At 71.0% G+C, this 19,783-nt stretch carries 17 protein-coding genes and 1 riboswitch; of the genes, 13 read left to right on the plus strand and 4 right to left on the minus strand.

What is annotated here, in order from left to right:
- The first annotated feature begins 145 nt into the window (after positions 1–145).
- Positions 146–1,393 carry a L,D-transpeptidase gene (locus NQU54_RS09045; RefSeq protein ID WP_257630600.1) on the plus strand — a complete coding sequence of 416 codons (1,248 nt, stop codon included), beginning with the start codon at positions 146–148 and terminating at the stop codon, positions 1,391–1,393.
- Between the two features lie 25 nt (positions 1,394–1,418).
- Here the strand turns inward: NQU54_RS09045 and NQU54_RS09050 are convergent, their stop codons facing one another.
- Positions 1,419–1,820, minus strand: a complete 402-nt coding sequence (locus NQU54_RS09050) for a hypothetical protein (protein ID WP_257630601.1) — start codon at positions 1,818–1,820, stop codon at positions 1,419–1,421.
- 211 nt (positions 1,821–2,031) lie between these two features.
- Here NQU54_RS09050 and ctaE point away from each other — a divergent pair, with 211 nt between their 5' ends.
- The 6 genes from ctaE to NQU54_RS09080 all read left to right on the plus strand — a co-directional run bounded on the left by ctaE (position 2,032) and on the right by NQU54_RS09080 (position 9,303).
- Positions 2,032–2,652 (plus strand): aa3-type cytochrome oxidase subunit III, encoded by a 621-nt coding sequence (gene ctaE, locus NQU54_RS09055; RefSeq protein WP_069869327.1) that lies wholly within the window; start codon positions 2,032–2,034, stop codon positions 2,650–2,652.
- A gap of 69 nt (positions 2,653–2,721) precedes the next feature.
- Positions 2,722–3,531, plus strand: coding sequence for a cytochrome bc1 complex diheme cytochrome c subunit (qcrC, locus tag NQU54_RS09060; RefSeq protein WP_069869328.1), 810 nt, complete (start codon positions 2,722–2,724; stop codon positions 3,529–3,531).
- A complete protein-coding gene (gene qcrA, locus NQU54_RS09065; RefSeq protein WP_257630602.1) occupies positions 3,528–4,583 on the plus strand; it encodes a cytochrome bc1 complex Rieske iron-sulfur subunit in 1,056 nt (351 codons plus the stop codon). Before qcrC ends, qcrA begins: the two co-directional genes overlap by 4 nt.
- Positions 4,580–6,217: a cytochrome bc1 complex cytochrome b subunit gene (qcrB, locus tag NQU54_RS09070; RefSeq protein ID WP_257630603.1), complete on the plus strand. Its 1,638-nt coding sequence runs from the start codon at positions 4,580–4,582 to the stop codon at positions 6,215–6,217. The genes qcrA and qcrB overlap by 4 nt, the downstream gene beginning before the upstream one ends.
- A gap of 178 nt (positions 6,218–6,395) precedes the next feature.
- Entirely contained in the window at positions 6,396–7,469 is a 1,074-nt protein-coding gene (gene trpD / locus NQU54_RS09075) for an anthranilate phosphoribosyltransferase (RefSeq protein ID WP_069869331.1), read from the plus strand.
- Positions 7,470–7,559: 90 nt separating this feature from the next.
- Positions 7,560–7,678: riboswitch (SAM riboswitch) on the plus strand.
- A gap of 197 nt (positions 7,679–7,875) precedes the next feature.
- On the plus strand, positions 7,876–9,303 hold the full coding sequence (locus NQU54_RS09080; RefSeq protein WP_257630604.1) for an aminotransferase class V-fold PLP-dependent enzyme: 1,428 nt from the start codon (positions 7,876–7,878) through the stop codon (positions 9,301–9,303).
- A 127-nt stretch (positions 9,304–9,430) separates the two neighbouring features.
- On the opposite strand, the gene NQU54_RS09085 is transcribed toward NQU54_RS09080, so the two are convergent.
- Both NQU54_RS09085 and NQU54_RS09090 read right to left on the minus strand, forming a co-directional pair.
- Positions 9,431–9,712: an Lrp/AsnC ligand binding domain-containing protein gene (locus NQU54_RS09085; RefSeq protein WP_069869333.1), complete on the minus strand. Its 282-nt coding sequence runs from the start codon at positions 9,710–9,712 to the stop codon at positions 9,431–9,433.
- Positions 9,709–10,443 (minus strand): rhomboid family intramembrane serine protease, encoded by a 735-nt coding sequence (locus NQU54_RS09090; RefSeq protein WP_167501208.1) that lies wholly within the window; start codon positions 10,441–10,443, stop codon positions 9,709–9,711. The genes NQU54_RS09085 and NQU54_RS09090 overlap by 4 nt, the downstream gene beginning before the upstream one ends.
- 152 nt (positions 10,444–10,595) lie before the next feature.
- Between NQU54_RS09090 and NQU54_RS09095 the strand changes: the two genes are divergently transcribed.
- The 6 genes from NQU54_RS09095 to NQU54_RS09120 all read left to right on the plus strand — a co-directional run bounded on the left by NQU54_RS09095 (position 10,596) and on the right by NQU54_RS09120 (position 17,856).
- The gene (locus NQU54_RS09095) at positions 10,596–10,841 is read left to right on the plus strand and encodes a hypothetical protein (RefSeq protein WP_069869335.1); all 246 of its coding nucleotides are present in this window, start codon (positions 10,596–10,598) and stop codon (positions 10,839–10,841) included.
- A gap of 17 nt (positions 10,842–10,858) precedes the next feature.
- A complete protein-coding gene (locus NQU54_RS09100; protein ID WP_257630605.1) occupies positions 10,859–12,220 on the plus strand; it encodes an NYN domain-containing protein in 1,362 nt (453 codons plus the stop codon).
- 405 nt (positions 12,221–12,625) lie between these two features.
- Positions 12,626–13,651 carry a C40 family peptidase gene (locus tag NQU54_RS09105; RefSeq protein ID WP_093707363.1) on the plus strand — a complete coding sequence of 342 codons (1,026 nt, stop codon included), beginning with the start codon at positions 12,626–12,628 and terminating at the stop codon, positions 13,649–13,651.
- Between the two features lie 216 nt (positions 13,652–13,867).
- On the plus strand, positions 13,868–15,028 hold the full coding sequence (locus NQU54_RS09110) for a C40 family peptidase (protein ID WP_257630606.1): 1,161 nt from the start codon (positions 13,868–13,870) through the stop codon (positions 15,026–15,028).
- A 340-nt stretch (positions 15,029–15,368) separates the two neighbouring features.
- Complete coding sequence (locus NQU54_RS09115; RefSeq protein WP_372505827.1) at positions 15,369–16,643, plus strand: hypothetical protein; 1,275 nt, start codon at positions 15,369–15,371, stop codon at positions 16,641–16,643.
- Positions 16,644–16,713: 70 nt separating this feature from the next.
- On the plus strand, positions 16,714–17,856 hold the full coding sequence (locus NQU54_RS09120) for a glycosyltransferase family 4 protein (protein ID WP_257630607.1): 1,143 nt from the start codon (positions 16,714–16,716) through the stop codon (positions 17,854–17,856).
- A gap of 58 nt (positions 17,857–17,914) precedes the next feature.
- Here NQU54_RS09120 and NQU54_RS09125 read toward each other — a convergent pair whose 3' ends face one another.
- Positions 17,915–19,711 carry an AMP-dependent synthetase/ligase gene (locus NQU54_RS09125; RefSeq protein ID WP_257630608.1) on the minus strand — a complete coding sequence of 599 codons (1,797 nt, stop codon included), beginning with the start codon at positions 19,709–19,711 and terminating at the stop codon, positions 17,915–17,917.
- Positions 19,712–19,783 lie beyond the last annotated feature (72 nt).

A 19,783-nucleotide genomic window follows, 5' to 3' on the forward strand; every position in this document is an offset into this window, starting at 1 on the left:
CGACCGGCCGACCCGAGCGGGGTCCGGACACCTCCCCAGGTGTTCCGGGCCCCGCTCGGCGTTGTGCCGCGCCGGTGAGCCAGCCGGTTCACTCCGCTGCCTCGCTCCGCGCGCCGTTCCCGGACACCGTTCTTACGTTGGGTCCATGAGCCACACATTTCGATCACTGCGAAGCCGGGCGGCGCTGACCTGCGCCCTGCTGGTGGCGCCGCTGATAGCGGGTCTGAGCGGATGTGGGGGATCCCCCGACCCCCTGTCCGCCAAGCCGTACGACGCCGCCGACCAGATCTCGTTCAGCGGCGACGGCGACGACCGCAAGGCCGACCCGGACAAGCCGCTCGAAGTGACGGCCAAGGGCGACGACAGCCGGATCACGGATGTCACGGCCACCGACGCCGCGGGCCGCTACGTCCGGGGTGAGCTGGCGGACGACGGCAAGCACTGGCGCAGCACCGTGCCACTGGCCGCGGGAGCCCACTACACGCTGAAGGTGTCCACGGAGGACTCCAACGGCGCTCCGGGCCGCCGCACCGTCGACTTCACCACCAGCTCCGCCCGTCGGCTGCTGAAGGTCACCTTCGGCCCCAAGGCGGGGCAGTACGGGGTGGGGCAGCCCGTCACGGCCAAGCTGAGCCGGCCCGTCAAGGACCCCAAGGCCCGCGCCGTGATCGAGCGCGCCCTGAAGGTGGACTCACGGCCCGCGGTGGAGGGTGTCTGGCACTGGGTGGACAGCCGCACCCTGCACTACCGCCCGCAGGAGTACTGGCCCGCCCACGCCACCATCACGGTGCACTCCAACCTCAAGGGCATCAGGATCGGCGGTGGGCTCTACGGCGGCGGGGCCAAGTCGCTGCGGCTGACCACCGGCGACCGCCTCGAGGCACTCACCGACTCCGGTACCCACCAGATGACGGTGAAACGCAACGGAGTGCCGATCCGGACCATCCCGATCACTACCGGTATGCCCGGATTCGACACCCGGAACGGCATCAAGGTGGTCCTGGCCAAGGAGTCCGCCGTGCGGATGACGGGCGCCAGCATCGGGCTCGGCGCGGGCTCCTACGACCTGATGGTCCACTGGGCCGCCCGGGTCACCAAGAGCGGTGAATACGTCCATGCCGCGCCCTGGTCCACCGGTTCACAGGGCGCCGCCAACGTCAGCCACGGCTGCACGGGTATGAGCACGGCGAACGCCGAGTGGTTCTTCAACACCGTGCGCCTGGGTGACATCGTCCAGGTGGTGCACAGCGACGGAGAGGACATGGCGCCGTTCGGCAACGGCTACGGCGACTGGAACATGGCCTGGGCGGACTGGCGCAAGGGCAGCGCCGTCGCGGCCGGCCAGCCCGACGCCACCCCCGCCGACTCCGCCCGGCTGCGTCCTCAGGTCTGAGCAGTGGAGAGGAAGGACGGTGAGGTCAGGCGTTCACGGAGAGCCGCTTGCGGAGCAGTCCGGCCAGCGCGTCCGCCAGGGCCAGCGGGTCCACCGGATGCGTGACCGCGGCCTCCGCACGGCTCCAGGTGGCCAGCCAGGCGTCCTGCGGGCGGCCGATGAGCAGCAGCACCGGCGGACACCGGAAGATCTCGTCCTTGATCTGCCGGCAGACGCCCATCCCGCCCGCGGGCGCCGACTCACCGTCCAGCACACAGGCGTCGATACCGCCGTCCTCCAGCGCCGAGAGAACGGCCGGGAGGGTGGCGCACTCCACGAACTCCACCGGTGGCACATCGGCGGCGGGCCGCCGCCCGGCTGCCAGGCGCACCTGTTCGCGGGTGCTCGCGTCATCGCTGTAGACCAGCACCGTTGCGATCGGGCGCATCATGACCTCCGGGCGAAGTAAGTGATCTGCCGGGCTCCTGGGGCGGATGCTACTCCCGTACAGCCGTCCGGAGGAGGGGGCGTACGGATCTCTCCCTCCTTCGAGGGACTGTCCGCAAGAGCCCCGACGAGCAGGGTCGATGTCCTTGACGCGGCCCTTGACACTCCGAACGGGACCCCCGGGAGTGAGGGCTGGATAAGCGACCGACATAATGTCGGTCGTGGCGACAGCAACAGCAGTAGAAACCGGGCACGCGCACCCGTCGGTCAACAGGCCGAACCTCACCAGCGTCGGAACCATCATCTGGCTGAGTTCCGAGCTGATGTTCTTCGCGGCCCTCTTCGCGATGTACTTCACCCTGCGATCGGTGACCGGAGCCGAGCACTGGAAGGAAATGGCGTCCTCGCTGAACTTCCCGTTCTCGGCGACGAACACGACGATCCTGGTGCTCTCCTCCCTCACCTGCCAGCTCGGCGTCTTCGCCGCCGAGCGTGGCGATGTGAAGAAGCTGCGCTCCTGGTTCGTGATCACCTTCATCATGGGCGCGATCTTCATCGGCGGTCAGATCTTCGAATACACCGAGCTGGTCAAGAAGGACGGGCTTTCGCTCTCCTCCGACCCGTACGGATCGGTGTTCTACCTGACCACCGGCTTCCACGGACTGCATGTGACGGGCGGCCTGATCGCCTTCCTGCTGGTCCTGGGCAGGACGTACGCGGCCAAGAGGTTCACCCACCAGCAGGCGACGGCGGCCATCGTCGTGTCCTACTACTGGCACTTCGTCGATGTCGTCTGGATCGGCCTCTTCGCCACGATCTACATGATCAAGTAAGCCGGTCACCGCACCGGAACCACGTCCTTAACAGCATCGACGCAGAAGATCCTGACACCGGGGTAATCCGTGAAAAAGCTCTCCGCACGACGGCGCCATCCGCTGGCTGCGCTCGTCGTCCTACTCTTCGCGCTGGCGGTCACTGGGGGGCTGTACGCCGCGTTTTCGCCGAGCGAGGCGAAGGCCGACGACAGCTCCGCCCAGTCCCTCGCCATCGAGGAGGGCAAGAAGCTCTATGCCGTCGGCTGCGCCACCTGCCATGGCACGGGCGGTCAGGGGACCTCTGACGGCCCGAGCCTGGTCGGCGTCGGCTCCGCCGCCGTGGACTTCCAGGTCGGCACCGGTCGTATGCCCGCGCAGCAGCCGGGCGCCCAGGTGCCGAAGAAGAAGAAGATCTACTCAGACGCCGAGATCGAGCAGCTCGCCGCCTACATCGCCTCGCTCGGTGCGGGTCCGGTGACGCCCACCAAGAGCCAGTACAGCCCGGACGGCGCGGATGTGGCGAAGGGCGGGGAGCTCTTCCGTACGAACTGCGCGCAGTGCCACAACTTCGGCGGCAAGGGCGGTGCCCTGACCAACGGCAAGTACGCACCGGCCCTCGACGGAGTCAGCCCCAAGCATCTCTACGAGGCCATGCAGACCGGCCCGCAGAACATGCCCTCCTTCCCCGACACCGTGATGCCGGAGAAGAACAAGCAGGACATCATCGCGTACCTCGACACGGTCAACAGCGACAAGAGCAAGAGCCCCGGCGGTCTCGAGCTCGGCGGGCTCGGCCCGGTGAGTGAGGGTCTGTTCGGCTGGATCTTCGGTATGGGCGCGATGATCGTCCTCACCATCTGGGTCGCAGCCCGGACCGCAAAGGCCAAGAAGTCATGAGTAGCCACGAGATTTCAGAAGCAGAAGAGAAGCTGCCGGAGGCACGGGGGGCCGAGAGCGCCGTCAGGCCGGTCGACGACCCGTTCGCCGACCCGGGGCTGCCCCCGCACGAGCACCGCAAGCAGGACATCGACGAGCGCGCCGCGAAGCGCTCCGAGCGCACCGTCGCCCTGCTCTTCACGGTCTCGATGGTGGCCACGATCGCCTTCATCGCCGCGTATGTGGCGATCCCGGTCGACAGGTACATCTACGTCTTCCCGATCGGGCACATCAGCGCGCTCAACTTCGCGCTCGGAGTGACGCTCGGCATCGCGCTGTTCACCATCGGCGCGGGCGCGGTCCACTGGGCCCGCACCCTGATGTCCGATGAGGAGATCGCCGACGAGCGGCACCCCATCGAGGCCAGTCCCGAGGTGAAGTCGAAGGTCCTCGAGGAGTTCCACACCGGCGCCAAGGAGTCGGGCTTCGGGCGGCGCAAGCTGGCCCGCAACACCCTCTTCGGCGCGCTCGCGCTGGTGCCGCTCTCCGGCATCGTGCTGCTGCGGGACCTCGGTCCGCTGCCCGGCACCAAGCTGCGGCACACCAAGTGGGCCAGGGGCAAGCGGCTGATGAACTACAACACCATGCAGCCGCTGCGTCCCGAGGACATCTCCGTCGGCTCGCTCACCTTCGCCATGCCCGAGGGCATGAGCGAGGACCAGCACGACTTCCAGACGGAGATCGCCAAGGCGGCCCTGATGCTGGTCCGGCTCCAGCCGGAGAACATCAAGGACAAGCGCGAACTGGACTGGTCGCACGAGGGCATCGTCGCGTTCTCCAAGATCTGCACCCACGTCGGCTGCCCGATCAACCTCTATGAGCAGCAGACGCACCACGTCCTGTGCCCCTGCCACCAGTCGACCTTCGATCTCTCCGACGGTGGCCGAGTGATCTTCGGTCCGGCCGGTCACGCACTGCCGCAGCTGCGGATCAGGGCCAATGACCAGGGGTACCTCGAAGCCATGGGCGACTTCCCGGAGCCCGTCGGTCCTGCTTACTGGGAGCGCGGATGAGTACTGCAAGCGACAGCGGCGCGCAGCGCCGCGGCAAAGCGCCCGCGGGGGAGCGTGTCGCGGACTGGGCCGATGGCCGGCTGGGGGTCTACAGCCTGGCCAAGGCCAATATGCGCAAGATCTTCCCGGACCACTGGTCCTTCATGCTGGGCGAGGTCTGCCTCTACAGCTTCATCGTCATCATCCTCACGGGTGTGTACCTGACGCTGTTCTTCCACCCCAGCATGGAAGAGGTCACGTACCACGGGCCGTACGTCCCGATGCAGGGCGTCAAGATGTCCGAGGCGTTCGCCTCGACGCTGGACATCAGCTTCGAGGTGCGTGGTGGTCTGCTGATCCGGCAGATCCACCACTGGGCCGCGCTGGTCTTCCTCTGCGGCATGTTCACGCACATGATGCGCGTGTTCTTCACCGGCGCCTTCCGTAAGCCGCGTGAGATCAACTGGCTGTTCGGCTTCCTGCTGTTCTTCCTCGGCATGATGACCGGCTTCACCGGCTACTCGCTCCCGGACGACCTGCTCTCCGGCACCGGTCTGCGGTTCATCGAGGGTGTGTTCCTGTCGATCCCGGTGGTCGGCACCTACATCTCGATGTTCGTCTTCGGCGGCGAGTTCCCCGGAATGGATCTCATCCCGAGGCTCTACCCGGTCCATGTCCTGCTGCTGCCGGGCATCATGCTCGGCCTGCTGGTGGCGCACCTGATCCTGGTCTTCTACCACAAGCACACGCAGTACCCCGGGGCCGGAAAGACCGAGAAGAACGTCGTCGGCATGCCCCTGCTGCCGGTCTACATGGCCAAGGCGGGCGGCTTCTTCTTCCTGGTCTTCGGTGTGATCGCGGTCCTCTCCGCGGTGGCGACCATCAACCCCGTCTGGACCATCGGTCCCTACCGGCCGGACCAGGTGTCCACCGGCGCCCAGCCCGACTGGTACATGGGCTTCGCCGAGGGTCTGGTCCGGGTGATGCCGGGCTGGGAGATCACCGCCTGGGGTCATACGCTCGTCCTGGGCGTGTTCATCCCGATCGTGCTCTTCCCGCTGGTCCTCTTCGCGATCGGGCTCTACCCGTTCATCGAGTCCTGGATCACCGGCGACAAGCGTGAGCACCACATCCTGGACCGCCCGCGCAACGCCCCGACCCGTACGGCCTTCGGCGTCGCCTGGCTGACGGCGTACTTCATCATGCTGGTCGGTGGCGGTAACGACCTGTGGGCCACCCACTTCCAGCTCTCGATCAACGCGATCACCTGGTTCGTGCGGATCGGCTTCTTCGTCGGCCCGGTGGTGGCGTTCATCGTCACCAAGCGGATCTGCCTCGGCCTCCAGCGGCGCGACAAGGACAAGGTGCTGCACGGCCGGGAGACCGGCATCATCAAGCGGCTGCCGCACGGTGAGTTCATCGAGGTCCACGAGCCGCTCTCGCAGGAGCAGCTGCACACGCTCACCCAGCACGACCAGCCCGACCCCTACGAGATCGGCCCCGCGGTCGACGAGAACGGGGTCAAGCAGAAGATAAAGCCTTCTCAGAAGCTCCGTTCGAAGCTCTCCAAGGGCTACTACGGCGAGGACAACGTCATTCCGAAGCCGACCCGCGAGGAGTACCACGAGATCACCAGCGGCCACGGCCACCACTGATCTCCCGGAGCCCCTCCAGCGACCGGTTTCTTCATACAGCTACGCCACAGACCAGGGCCCCGGCCCGGACCGCACGGTCCGGCCGGGGCCCCGGCCGTGCTGCCGATAGGCTTGCCGACGGGCCGCTGAAGTGCGCGGACCCCTTTCCCTGCCCACCCCACGGATCCAGGAGCGGACCATGGACGTTGTGACCACCGCCGGAGGCGACAGCACCGCGACGGCCCGCACCTGGCCGGACGTACTGAGCACGCTGATCGCCGGCCGTGACCTCGACGTGGACGACACCGCCTGGGCCATGGACCGGATCATGCGGGGCGAGGCCACCGACGCCCAGATCGCCGGATTCGCGATCGCGCTGCGCGCCAAGGGCGAGACGGTCTCCGAGGTGGCCGGTCTGGTGCGGGCCATGTACGAGCACGCCAGGGTGATCGAGGTGCCCGGGGCGACCGTGGACATCGTCGGCACCGGTGGCGACCGCGCCAGGACCGTCAATATCTCCACCATGTCCGCGCTGGTCGTGGCCGGTACCGGCGCGCGGGTCGTCAAGCACGGCAACCGCGCCGCGTCCTCCGCCAGCGGCGCCTCCGATGTGCTGGAGAAGCTGGGCGTCAACCTGGACATCGGCCCCGAGCGGGTGGTCGAGGTCGCGGAGGAGGCGGGGATCACCTTCTGCTTCGCGGTGAAGTTCCACCCGTCGCTGCGGCATGTCGCCTCGGCCCGCCGTGAGCTGGGCGTCGCCACCCCGTTCAACCTGCTCGGCCCGCTGACCAACCCGGCGAGGGTGAAGTGCCAGGCCACCGGGGTCGCCGACGCCCGGATGGCGCCCATCATCGCCGGTGTGCTGGCCGAGCGGGGCTCCTCCGCGCTGGTCGTCCGCGGCGACGACGGGCTGGACGAGCTCACCGTGACCACGACCTCCCAGGTGTGGGAGGTCCGGGGCGGCGCCGTGCGCCAGGAGACCTTCGACCCCCGGGACGCGGGCGTCGCACTGGCCCCCATCGAGGCCCTGCGCGGCGCTGACGCCTCGTATAACGCCGATGTGGCCCGCAGGCTGCTGGCGGGCGAGAAGGGCCCGGTCCGGGACGCGGTGCTGCTGAACTCGGCGGCGGCGCTGGTCGCGCTCGAGCCGGAGCCGGGCGACAAGCCCCTGGCGGACCGGATCGCGGCGGGCGCCGCGCGGGCCGCCGAGTCGATCGACTCGGGCGCGGCGCGCGACGTCCTGGAGCGGTGGGTACGGGCCACCCACGCCTGAGCGCTCCGCCGTCGGTCACGGTGCCCATGTTCTGTCCGGGATACGGACAGGGCATGGGCACCGCCGTAGGACATGGCATACTCCTGCCCAGGTCACGAGCGACAGCGACTACGGCCCCGGCCCGCTGTCCGGCAACCCTCCGTCCGTGGCGGGGTGCCCCGGGTGATGACCAGGCCGCCAGGCAGCGAGGCCGGCGGCAAGCGCGGACCCCTCGCACTAGGGGTCCTGGTGGTCGAGGGAGCTCTTCCGTGATGCAGCGAATGCGCTAGGGCCGGACGGCCCGTTTCTCTCCTGCTCCGCGCGGTGTCCGCCGTGCGTCGAGCGTCCTCTCCGCGCCCCGACGGCCGGCTCGCCGCCGTTCCCGTGCGCGGCACGCATTCCTTCGACCCTTACGGGAGACTTCGCCATGTCCGTGCGCCCCGCCGCCCCCGCCTCCGCCCTCGCCGCCGCCTCCGTTCCCGCTGCGGCCTCCGCCTGCGCGGACTCGTCCGTCGCCGCCTGTGAACCGCTGCCCGTGCTGGGCAGCGACGTTCTGGTGCCCCTGGTCACCGGGGGCGAGGTGACCTACGCGGCGCTCGACTACGCCGCCAGCGCCCCCGCGCTGCGCCGGGTCTGGGACGACATCGCCGCCTACGCGCCCTACTACGGCAGCGTGCACCGAGGGGCGGGCTATCTCTCGCAGCTGTCCACCGACCTCTTCGAGAACAGCCGTAAGGACGTCGCCGCCTTCCTCGGCTGCCGCGAGGACGACCAGGTCGTCTTCACCCGCTCCACCACCGACTCGCTCAACCTCCTGGCCGCCGTGGCGCCGCGGGGCACCGAGGTCTTCGTCTTCGAGACCGAGCACCATGCCTCGCTGCTGCCGTGGGAGCAGCGGGAGGACCTCGCCGTCCGCTACCTCAGCGCCCCGCGCTCCCCGCGGCAGGCGGTGGAGACGCTGGAACAGGCGCTCGTGGGGCGCGCCGGGGGCCCTGCGCTGGTCTGTGTGACCGGCGCGTCCAATGTGACCGGTGAGCTGTGGCCGGTGCGGGAGCTGGCCGCGGCCGCGCACGCGCATGGCGCCCGTATCGTCCTGGACGCCGCGCAGCTGGCCCCGCACCACCCCGTGGACATCGCGGAGGCGGACGTCGACTGGGTGGCCTTCTCCGGGCACAAGCTGTACGCGCCCTTCGGGGCCGGTGTGCTGGCCGGGCGGGCGGACTGGCTGCGGGAGGCCCGGCCGTATCTGGCGGGCGGCGGCGCCAGCCGTAAGGTGGCCCGCAGGGACGACGGCGGTGTCGACGTCGAGTGGCACACCACCGCCGCCCGGCACGAGGCGGGCTCGCCGAACGTGATCGGGGTCTACGCGATCGCGTCGGCGTGCAAGGCGCTCACCGAGGCCGGTTTCGAGGGGCTGGTCGCCCGCGAGCGGCAGCTGATCGAGAAGGCGCGGGCGGGGCTGGCCGAGGTGCCCGAGGTGCGGGTGCTCTCGCTGTTCGGCGACGACGCGCCCCGGGTCGGGGTGCTGTCGTTCGTGGTGGAGGGCTGGAACAGCTCCCACTTCGCGGCGGCACTCTCCGCGGAGTACGGCATCGGCGTACGCGACGGGCTCTTCTGCGCGCATCCGCTGGTCCGCACCCTGCTGGACAGCGAGCCCGACGAGCCGGGCGAGTGCGGTGCGCCCGAGGCCGCGCCGGGGGAGCGGGCGCTGAACGCGATCCGGGTCAGCTTCGGGGCGGGCACCCCGGACGAGCATGTGGAGCGGTTCGTCGGCGCCGTGAAGGAGCTGGTGCGCGACGGGGCCCGGTGGAGCTACCGCACCGAGGACGGCCGCTGCGTCCCGGACCGCGGCTGAGGATTCTGGACCTGTGGCCCGAGCGTTCGGGCGCGGCCGGGCCCTACGGGGTCTACGGCGCGGCTCCGTCGCGTGGCAGGGGCTTCGCCCCCAGGCCCCGGGGTCTGGGGGCGAAGCCCCGGTTCCCCTAGCCGTCCAGACCGATCGCGAACGCGGCCTCCAGGTCGTGCTGCGAGTACGTACGGAAGGCGATGTGGGTCTCGGTCGAGGCCACCCCCGGCACCTTGCTGATCTGGCCCGTGATGATGTCCGCGAGGTCGTCGTGCCGGGCCACCCGCACCATCGCGATCAGATCGTGCGCGCCGGTGACCGAGTAGACCTCGCTCACACCGCCGATCGCGGCGATCTTCTCGGCGGTCTCCGGAATCTGGTCCACGTTGGTCTTGATGAGCACGATCGAAGTGATCACGGCTGGCTTTCTCCCTCACTGGCCCGGGCTGCGCCGCCCACTCTAGCCGTCCGCCCGAATCGGGCCCACGCGAAGAGAAACCCGAGGGTGAAGCCCACGAGATGGGCGAGATAGGCCACGCCCGGGCGGTCGTCGGCCTCCCGGGCGGCCAGCCACTGGAGGGCCACCCAGAAGATCAGCACCGCCCAGGCGGGGAAGCGCAGCGGGAGGAAGAGCAGAAACGGAAAGAGGCTGGTCACCCGGGCCCGGGGAAACAGCCACAGAAACGCGCCGAGCACCCCGGAGATGGCCCCGGAGGCGCCCACCAGGCTCTGGGCGGAGTCGGCGTGCGCCGCGGCGTAGCCGAGCAGCGCCAGATAGCCGGTGGCGAGGTAGAAGACGGCGAACTGGAGGCGTCCCATCCGCTCCTCGGTCATCGCCCCGAAGACGTAGAGAAACAGCATGTTGCCGAGCAGATGCAGCCAGTTGCCGTGCACGAACAGCGCGGTCAGCGGGGCGAGCGGCTGGTCCGGGGCGCCGCTCCACAGCGCGCTGGGCACCACGCCCCAGCGCTCGAAGTACGTGGACTGGGCCTCCACCAGCCGCCCGCCCGAGCCATAGCCGGGGTTGAGCCCCGAGGCCGGTCCGAGGACGAAGATCAGGCAGCAGCTGACGATCAGGCCGTACGTCATCCACGGGCGGCCGGGCCCCGCCATCCAGGGGCGGCCCGGCCCCGACGACGTCTCGATCATGGTCAGATCATTCCGTACCGGACGCAACCTCCACAGAGCGCCTCGCCGCGCTCCTCGTGGCCGCGGGCGGGAGACGGGCCCCGGCGCGGGCCAGGGCTCAGGCCGTAGGGTTACAGGACGCCGCCGACGAGCCGAGAAGCGAGGACCGCACCATGGCCGTGCCCCTGCCGACCGCCCAGACCCGCTGGCGTTGCACGCTCTGCGGCAATCTCACCCGGTTCGATGTGACCCGCGCGACCAGAGCCGTGGAGTATGTGCATCTCGACCTGGCCGGGGAACCCAGAGTCGAGGAACGCGAGGTGCTCGGTGAGAGCATTGAGTCAGTGCGCTGCCGCTGGTGCAACGCGGTCGACCAGATCGAGCTCGTGGATCGCCCGAGCGCCGGCCAGAGCGCCTGAGAACGGAGCGGTGACAGGTGGTGGAGCGGACCGGTGACCCCGGGGTGGCCGGTGACGCCGAGGGCGTCACCGAGGCGCTGGACCGCCCCCTGCCGGAAGGGGTGCGACGGCGTGTGGTGGCGCTGGTCGCGGACGCCTTCGGCGGTCTGACGGTCACCGAGCTGCCCACCCAGCTGCGGCAGTACGCCCGTTTCACCCCGACCCGGCGCGCCAAGTTCGCGGGCAACGCGATGGCCGCCGCGGTGGAGAGCGACCCCGTCTTCCGGCAGCGGATCGCGGGACGGCTGCGGGAGGCCCAGCGGGAGCTGGCCGAGGCGATCGAGGGCGGGTCGCCGCCCGCGGCGGCCGATCCGGTGGATGTCGCGGCGGTGGCGTATGTGCTGCGCCCGGCGGGCTGGGTCAAGCTGGTCGAGGCGGCGGGCGAGGAGGCCCAGCGGGCCTCCGCCGAGCGGGCCGGCGAGGAGGCGGCGCGCGAACTCCAGCGGCTGCGCGACGAACTCGCCGAGGCCAAGGCGGCGATCCGGCACGAGACGGAGCGGACGCGCGCCGAGCTGGAGACGGCCCGCAAGGAGAACGACGTGCTCCAGCGCAAACTGCGCAGCGCGCAGAGCGATGTGAAGCGGGGCGCGGCCGCGCTGCGCAAGATCGAGGCGGAGCTGGAGTCCGTACGGTCGGAGGCGGCCGCGAGCCAGGCCACCGCCGACACCGAGGCGCGGCGGCTGCGAGCCCGGCTCGGGGAGGCGGAGTCGGCGCTGGAGGCCAGCCGGCGGGCGGTGCGCGAGGGGCGCAGCGTGGAGGACATGCGGCTGCGGTTGCTGCTGGACACGGTGCTGGACGCGGCGCAGGGGCTGCGGCGCGAACTGGCCCTGCCGCCCGCGTCGATGCGCCCGGCGGACACGGTGGACGCCGTGGAGCCGGGGAAGATGACGCCGAAGGACATAGCGACCAGGGCGCTGTCGGAGATGGACCCGGCGCTGCTGGACCAGCTGCTCGCGCTGCCGCAGGCCCATCTGGTGGTGGACGGCTACAACGTCACCAAGACCGGCTACCCCACGATGCCGTTGGAGAAGCAGCGGCTGCGGCTGCTGGGCGGTCTCGCGGTGCTCGCGGCCCAGACGGGCGCGGAGATGACATGTGTCTTCGACGGGGCGGAGCTGGCCGCGCCGGTGCTGCTCGCGCCGCCGCGCGGGGTGCGGGTGCTGTTCAGCAAGCCGGGGGTGACGGCGGACGAGTTGATCCGGCAGCTGGTGCGGGCCGAGCCGCCGGGCCGGCCGGTGGTGGTGGTGTCCACCGACCGCGAGGTGGCCGACGGGGTGGCACGCGCCGGAGCGCGTCCCGTGGCATCCGCGTTGCTGCTGAAGCGACTTGCCCGCACCTGAACCACGGGTGGCGCCGTATCCGGGTTGTGCGTGCATCCCGCGTATCCCGCGTATCCCGCGTATCCCGCGTATCCCGTGTATCCCCTGTATCCCGGTTCCGGGCTTCCGTGCCCGAATCACTTCAGAAGTCTGACCCGAACCACTTCCGGCATCAGCGGAGCGTCGATCGGTCATCACTGCCTGTGTGATGTTTGTAAAAGATGCGCTTGCGGAGCGACTTTTTTGCCGTCGGGATTTGAACGGATCACGGCGAGGTCACTATGGTCAGCTCGAACCTTCGCGCGGTTGATCACCCATCCGGGGTGACAGCGGAGGTACCGCCGAGTCCGCGCCCTGTCGCGGAGCCGGGGTTTCGCAACCCCACAACTCCCGGTAGGCGGCTGGAGGAAGAAGGAGCTCGCCTTCGTGGCGTCCCACCGTCGACCCAAGCAGCCGAGCCGCACTCGGGTAACCGTTCTCACCGCGACCGCGGCCGCCGCCGTCGCGCTCACCTCCCAGGCCGCCCAGGCCGCTCCGAAGCAGGACAAGAAGGACGTCAAGGAGCAGGTCGACAAGCTTTACGAAGAGGCGGAGCAGGCGACCGAGAAGTACAACGGCGCCAAGGAGAAGCAGGAGAAGCTGGAGAAGCAGGTCGGCGACCTCCAGGACAAGGTGGCGCGCGGTCAGGAGGACCTGAACAAGCTGCGCGACGGCCTGGGCGCGATGGCCACCGCCCAGTACCGCTCCGGTGGGATCGACCCCTCGGTACAGCTGCTCCTCTCCTCCGACCCGGACACCTACCTCGAGAAGGCGTCCACCCTCAGCCAGTTGAGCGGCAAGCAGGCCGAGTCCCTGCGGAAGATCGCCGACAAGCAGCGCACCCTCAAGCAGCAGCGCGAAGAGGCGTCCACCAAGCTCCAGGACCTCGCCGACACCCGTAAGGCGCTCGGCAAGAAGAAGGACGAGATCCAGGGCAAGCTGTCCAAGGCCCGGAACCTCCTCAACACCCTGACCGCCAAGGAGCGCGCCAAGCTGGCGGCCCAGGACGCGGAGCGCGCCAACCGCTCCAACCAGCGCGTCGACCTGGGCAACGAGGTGCCCGAGTCGGGCCGTGCCGCCGCCGCGCTCGCCGCCGCCAAGACGAAGATCGGCCTCCCGTACGTCTGGGGCGCGACCGGTCCGTCCTCCTTCGACTGCTCCGGACTCACCGGCTGGGCCTACCAGCAGGCCGGGGTGCAGCTGCCGCGCATCTCCCAGGACCAGGCGAACGCCGGCAGCCGCATAGGCCGCGGTGAGCTCAAGCCGGGCGACCTGGTGCTCTTCTACGGCGACCTGCACCACATAGGTCTCTACGCGGGCAACGGCCAGGTGCTGCACGCGCCCAAGCCCGGTGCCGGTGTGCGCTACGAGTCGATGGACAACATGCCCTTCCAGTTCGGTGTCCGGGTCTGATCCGGAGCCGGAAAACAGGTCTCAAACCGCCCCAAGGTCCATCCTTTCGGGCGAATCTCCAGCGCACTCGCTGATCCCCCGCCCCGCCGGTGACCTGCGTCAGTCGGCGGGGCGTCAGTCATGTCCGCACCCGCGGCCGTTGGATCGCGGGTAGCCCCACGGCTACTGTCTGCCCGCAGTTCTCGCCCGACACTGCGGAAGGGAGTGCGGCTTCCCATGGCGTCCTGTCGCCGCGTCGCGAAACCCGGGTCCGGCCGGGTCACCGTATGGACCGCCGCCTCGGCGGCCGCGGTGGCCTCCGTCGCCGCGCTGTCCGCCGTGCCCGCCGGTGCCGAACCGCATGACCCGGCGGGCCATCCGTCCGCCCGGTCCGTCGGCGACCGCATCACCACGCTCTACACCCAGGCGGAGCGGGCCACCGAGCGCTACAACGCGGCCGAGACGAGCTCCCGGGCCCTGCGCCGCCAGGTCGACCGGGTCCAGGACCGGGTCGCCCGCGGCCAGGGGCGGGTCAACCGGATGCGGGCGGCGCTCGGCGCGCTCGCGGGCGGGCAGTACCGCACCGGCGGGATCGACCCGGCCCTCGCCCTGCTGCTCTCCGGGGACCCGGACCACTACCTCGACCGGGCCGCCACGCTGGAGCGGATCAGCAACCGCCAGGCGGCCCAGCTGCGGGTGCTCCGGAGCGCACAGCGCACCCTGCGGCAGGAGCGCGCGGAGGCCGCGGCCAAGCTGCTGAGGCTGGAGCACAGCCGTCGGGCCGTGGCCCGCCACAAGCGGGCGGTCCAGCGCCGGTTGGCCACGGCGCGGCGGCTGGTGAACGCGCTGCCGCCGGGGGAGTGGGAGACCTATGCGCGGCGCGCCTCGCGGGTGGGCGGACGGGAGGCCGATGCCCTCGCGGGGCTGCCGCCCGGCGCCCTCCCCGGCCGCGGTTCCGGGACCGGTGGCGGGTCCGGGAGCGGCTCCGGCGAGCTCCCGGGCGGCCTGAACGGCGGGCCGGACGCCGCGCCCTCCTCGGGGTGGGCCTCCGCGGCGTTCGGCGCGGCACGGGCGGCCGTGGGGCAGCCGTACGCATGGGGTCAGGCCGGTCCCACCGCCTTCGACTGCTCCGGGCTGATGCAATGGGCCTACGCCCGCGCCGGGGTGGCCATTCCGCGCACCTCACAGGCCCAGGCGCACGCCGGGCAGCCGGTGCCGCTGTCCCAGGCCCGCCCCGGCGATCTGGTGGTCTACCGCTCCGACGCCAGCCATGTGGCCATGTACGCGGGCAACGGACAAGTGATCCACGCCCCCTACCCCGGGGCGCGGGTCCGCTACGACCCCGTCGGCATGTTGCCGATCTCTTCCATCACACGCGTGTCAACTTCTCGGCTGTGAACGGACCAAGCTGTCGACTCAGCCGGTCACACCGATTCATGCGCTCCTGCGCAGCTGGTTTCTGCACCCGGGGTCACATCCATCGCGGGTCTGCGGTGCGGGACCGTTGACGGGGCCCCACGCCGGGGCAGGCCCGGCGACATCCGCCCGGTCAGCGCCATCTGAGCCGTATCCCCGGCAAGCCGGTTCGTGCCTTGCAGGCTGGCAGGCGGATGCGAGGAGATTACCGGACCACTGGGCGGTCCGGGGCCGAGGGGTGCGATTCCTTCCGGGCGTGAACGCCCGGGGTTCCTCGCAAGACGGAGCTGAAGCCGGCGCGCGGGCTCGTACGATCTAAGACGTGGCGGGTCGTTGGAGGTCGGGCGGATGGCGGGCGTTGTTGTGCCTGCCGCTGGTGGGCGCGTTCTCGCTGACCGCGCTGAGCGGCTGCGGCCCGGCTCCCGCCCCCGACGACCCCGAGGAGCGCGACGGCCGGGCCGTGCAGCGCATGCTGGACCAGCGGGCCGCGGCGGTCCGGGAGCGGGACACGGACGCCTTCCTGGCCACCGTGGACCGCGGCGCCACCCGCTACCTGGCCGAGCAGCGCCGGGTGTTCCGGCAGATGGCCGCCGTACCGCTGCGCTCCTGGACCTACCGCCTGGTGCGCACCGGCGGCTTCCGGACCGCGCCGGTCGGCGGCCGCAGCCTCGCCGCGCAGGTCGAACTCCGGTACCGGCTCAAGGGATACGACACCGCGCCGGTCGTCTCCGCCCAGTACCTGACCCTCGCCCGGCGCGACGGGCGGTGGTACGTCGCCTCCGACGACGGGGTGGTGAACGGCAAGCGCGGCATGGAGCAGCTCTGGGACCAGGGCACGGTCGACGTCGTCCGCGGCGCCCACAGCCTCGTCCTCGGCGTCGGCCAGGACCGGCGGGTGCTGCGCGCGCTCGCCGGCATCGCGGACCGGGCGGTGCCCGTCCTGGGCCAGGTCTGGCCCCATGAGTGGGCCGGACGCGTCGTGGTCGAGGTGCCCGTCTCCCTGGGCCGGATGGCGGCCCTGCTCGGCGCCTCGGCGGACGGCTACCGCGGGATCGCCGCCGTCACCACGGGCGAGGTCGGTGGCGCCGGTGACGAGGCGCCCGCCGACCGTGTGATCGTCAACCCCGAGGCGTACCAGGTCCTGGGCGACTTCGGCCGGCGCGTCGTGATCACCCATGAGACGGCCCATGTCGCCACCCGCACCGCCACCAGCGCCTCCACCCCGCTCTGGCTCTCCGAGGGCTTCGCCGACTGGGTGGGCTATCGCACCCCCGGCCGCACCCCCCGCCATATCGCCCCCGAACTCACCGACGCCGTCGCCGCCGGGCAGCTGCCCGCCGCGCTCCCGCGCGACGACGACTTCCGCTTCGGCAGCGACCCCGACCGGCTCTCCCGCGCCTATGAGCAGGGCTGGCTCGCCTGCCGTCTGATCGCGGACCGGTGGGGCGAGCGGAAGCTGGTCGACTTCTACCGCGCGGTGGGCCGGGCGCCCGAGCGCTCGGGGGCGGTGGAGTCCGCGCTGCGCAAGGTGCTGGGCGTGAGCCTGACGGAGTTCACGGCGCTGTGGCGGAAGTACGTGGCGGCCGAGCTGGCCTGAGCGCCGCCCGGGGCGCGGGGCCGGGCGCGGCGGAGCGGGTGCGCCACCGCACCCGGTACTGTCGGCCACGATGGACAAGACCCTGCTCGTGACCAACGACTTTCCGCCCCGCCCCGGCGGCATCCAGGCGTTTTTGCACAACATCGCGCTGCGCCTGGACCCGGACCGGATCGTCGTCTACGCCTCCACCTGGAAGCGCGGCCGGGAGGGTGCCGAGGCCACCGCCCGCTTCGACGCCGAGCAGCCGTTCCAGGTCGTCCGGGACCGGACGACGATGCTCCTGCCCACCCCGCGCGTCACCCGCCGCGCGGCCGCGCTGCTGCGCGAGCACCGCTGCACCGCGGTGTGGTTCGGAGCCGCCGCGCCGCTCGGGCTGATGGCCCCCGCGCTGCGCGCGGCGGGGGCGCGGCGGCTGGTGGCCACGACGCATGGCCACGAGGCCGCCTGGGCGCAGCTGCCCGCCTCCAGGGGGCTGCTGCGGCGGATCGGCGGGGCCACGGACACCCTCACCTATCTCGGTGAGTACACCCGCTCCCGGATCGCCGCCGCGCTCGACCCCGAGGACGCCGCCCGGATGGTCCAACTCCCGCCCGGCGTGGACGAGAAGACCTTCCACCCCGGCTCCGGCGGCGACGAGATCCGGGCCCGGCTGGGCCTCGCCGGGCGGCCCGTCGTGGTCTGCGTCTCCCGGCTGGTGCCGCGCAAGGGGCAGGACACGCTGATCCAGGCCATGCCACGGATCCTGAAGCGGGTCCCGGACGCGGTGCTGCTGATCGTCGGCGGCGGGCCGTACGCCAAGGATCTGCGGCGGCTCGCGGAGACCACGGGCGTGGCCGAGTCGGTGCGGTTCACCGGCCCCGTCCCCTGGGAGGAGCTGCCCGCCCACTACGGCGCGGGTGACGTCTTCGCCATGCCCTGCCGCACCCGCCGCGGCGGGCTGGACGTCGAGGGCCTCGGCATCGTCTATCTGGAGGCGTCCGCCACCGGTCTGCCGGTCGTCGCCGGGGACTCGGGCGGGGCGCCGGACGCGGTGCTGGACGGGGAGACCGGCTGGGTCGTACGGGGCGGCTCCGCCGAGCAGAGCGCCGAGCGCGTCGTGACCCTGCTGGAGGACGCCGAGCTGCGCCACCGCATGGGCGAGCGGGGGCGCGCCTGGGTGGAGGAGCGCTGGCGCTGGGATCTGCTGGCCGACCGGCTGAAGTCGCTGCTGTGACGACGGCCCGGGGCGAGTCTCGGGCCGTCGTGAGCCTTGATGGACGGTCCCGCCGCCGTCAGCCGCGGTAGAGGGCCTCGATCTCCGCCGCGAAGTCCTTCGCCACCACGTTCCGCTTCAGCTTCAGCGAGGGCGTCACATGCCCGGAGTCCTCGGTGAACTGCGCCGCCAGCACCCGGAACTTGCGCACCGACTCCGCCTTGGACACCGCCGCGTTGCCGTCGTCCACCGCCCGCTGGATCTCGGCCAGCAGCTCCGGGTCCTCCAGCAGCTCGTCCACCGTCACGCCCTCGGGCTTGCCGTGCTCGGCCGCCCAGCGCGGCAGGAACTCCTCGTCCACGGTGACCAGCGCGCCCACGAAGGGACGGCCGTCGCCGACGACCATGCACTCGGCGACCAGGGCATGGGCGCGGATCCGGTCCTCGATCACCGCCGGGGCGACGTTCTTGCCGCCCGCGGTGATGATGATCTCCTTCTTCCGGCCGGTGATGGTGAGATAGCCGTCCTCGTCGAGCGTGCCCACGTCCCCGGTGTGGAACCAGCCGTCCGACAGCGCCTCCGCCGTGGCCGCCTCGTTGTTCCAGTACTCGGTGAAGAGGTGCTCACCGTGGAGCAGCACCTCGCCGTCGTCGGCGATGCGCACCACCGTGCCCGGCATCGGCTGCCCGACCGAGCCGATCTTCTGCCGGTCCCAGGGGTTGAAGGCGGTCGCCGCGCAGGACTCGGTCAGGCCGTACCCCTCGAGCACCGTGAAGCCGATGCCCCGGTAGAAGTGGCCCAGCCGCTCGCCCAGCGGCGCCCCGCCGGAGATGGCGTGGGTGGCCCGGCCGCCCAGCACGGCCCGCAGCTTGCTGTAGACCAGCCGGTCGAAGACCTTGTGCTTGAACCGGAGCCCGAGGGACGGCCCGCCCGGGGCGTCCAGCGCCTTGCTGTACTCGATGGCGGTCTCGGCCGCCTTGTCGAAGATCTTGCCCTTGCCCTCGGAGCGGGCCTTCGCCCGCGCCGAGTTGTAGACCTTCTCGAAGACGCGCGGCACGCCCAGCACCAAGGTGGGCCGGAAGGCGGCGAGTTCGTCGGTCAGGGACTTCACATCCGGCACATGGCCGAGCTTGATGGGCGCCAGCACCGCCGCGATCTCCACCAGGCGTCCGAAGACATGCGCCTCGGGGAGGAAGAGCAGCACCGACGACTCACCGGTGTTGAAGATCGGTTTGAGCCGCGCCACCGCGTTGCCGCATTCGGCGAAGAAGCTGCGGTGCGAGAGCACACAGCCCTTGGGACGGCCGGTGGTGCCCGAGGTGTAGACGATGGTGGCGGGGGAGTCGGCGGTGGCGATCGAGGAGCGCTCGTCCACCTTCTCGTCGGCCACGTCCGCGCCCAGCTTCCGCAGCGTGTCGATGGCGTCGCCCTCGATCCGCCAGACGTGCTTCAGGGCGGGCAGGGTGTCCCGGACCGCCTCGACGGCGGCCTCATGGGTGCCGGTCTCGACCAGGGCCGCCACCGCGCCGGAATCGCTGAGGATCCACTGGATCTGCTCCGGTGAACTCGTCTCGTACACCGGCACGGTGACCCCGCCCGCGCTCCAGATGGCGAAGTCCAGCAGGGTCCACTCGTAGCGGGTCCGGGACATCAGGCCGACCCGGTCGCCCGGCTCCACCCCGGCCGCGATCAGACCCTTCGCGGCGGCGCGGACCTCGGCCAGGAACGCGGTCGCGGTCACGTCCTCCCAACGGTCGTCGACCTTGCGGCCGACCACGGCGACATCGGGATGCTGTGCGGCATTGCGGCGGATGAGATCCGTCAGATTGCCGTCGGCCGGAACCTCGTACAGGGCCGGAAGGCTGAACTCGCGCAAGACTGCTGCTCCTCATGGGGCGCCGGCGCCGCTACAGGGCATGGGGGTGATGGACGGCCCGGACGTTACCCA

The organism is Streptomyces malaysiensis subsp. samsunensis, from assembly GCF_024519315.1.
Classification (GTDB): Bacteria; Actinomycetota; Actinomycetes; order Streptomycetales; family Streptomycetaceae; genus Streptomyces; species Streptomyces malaysiensis.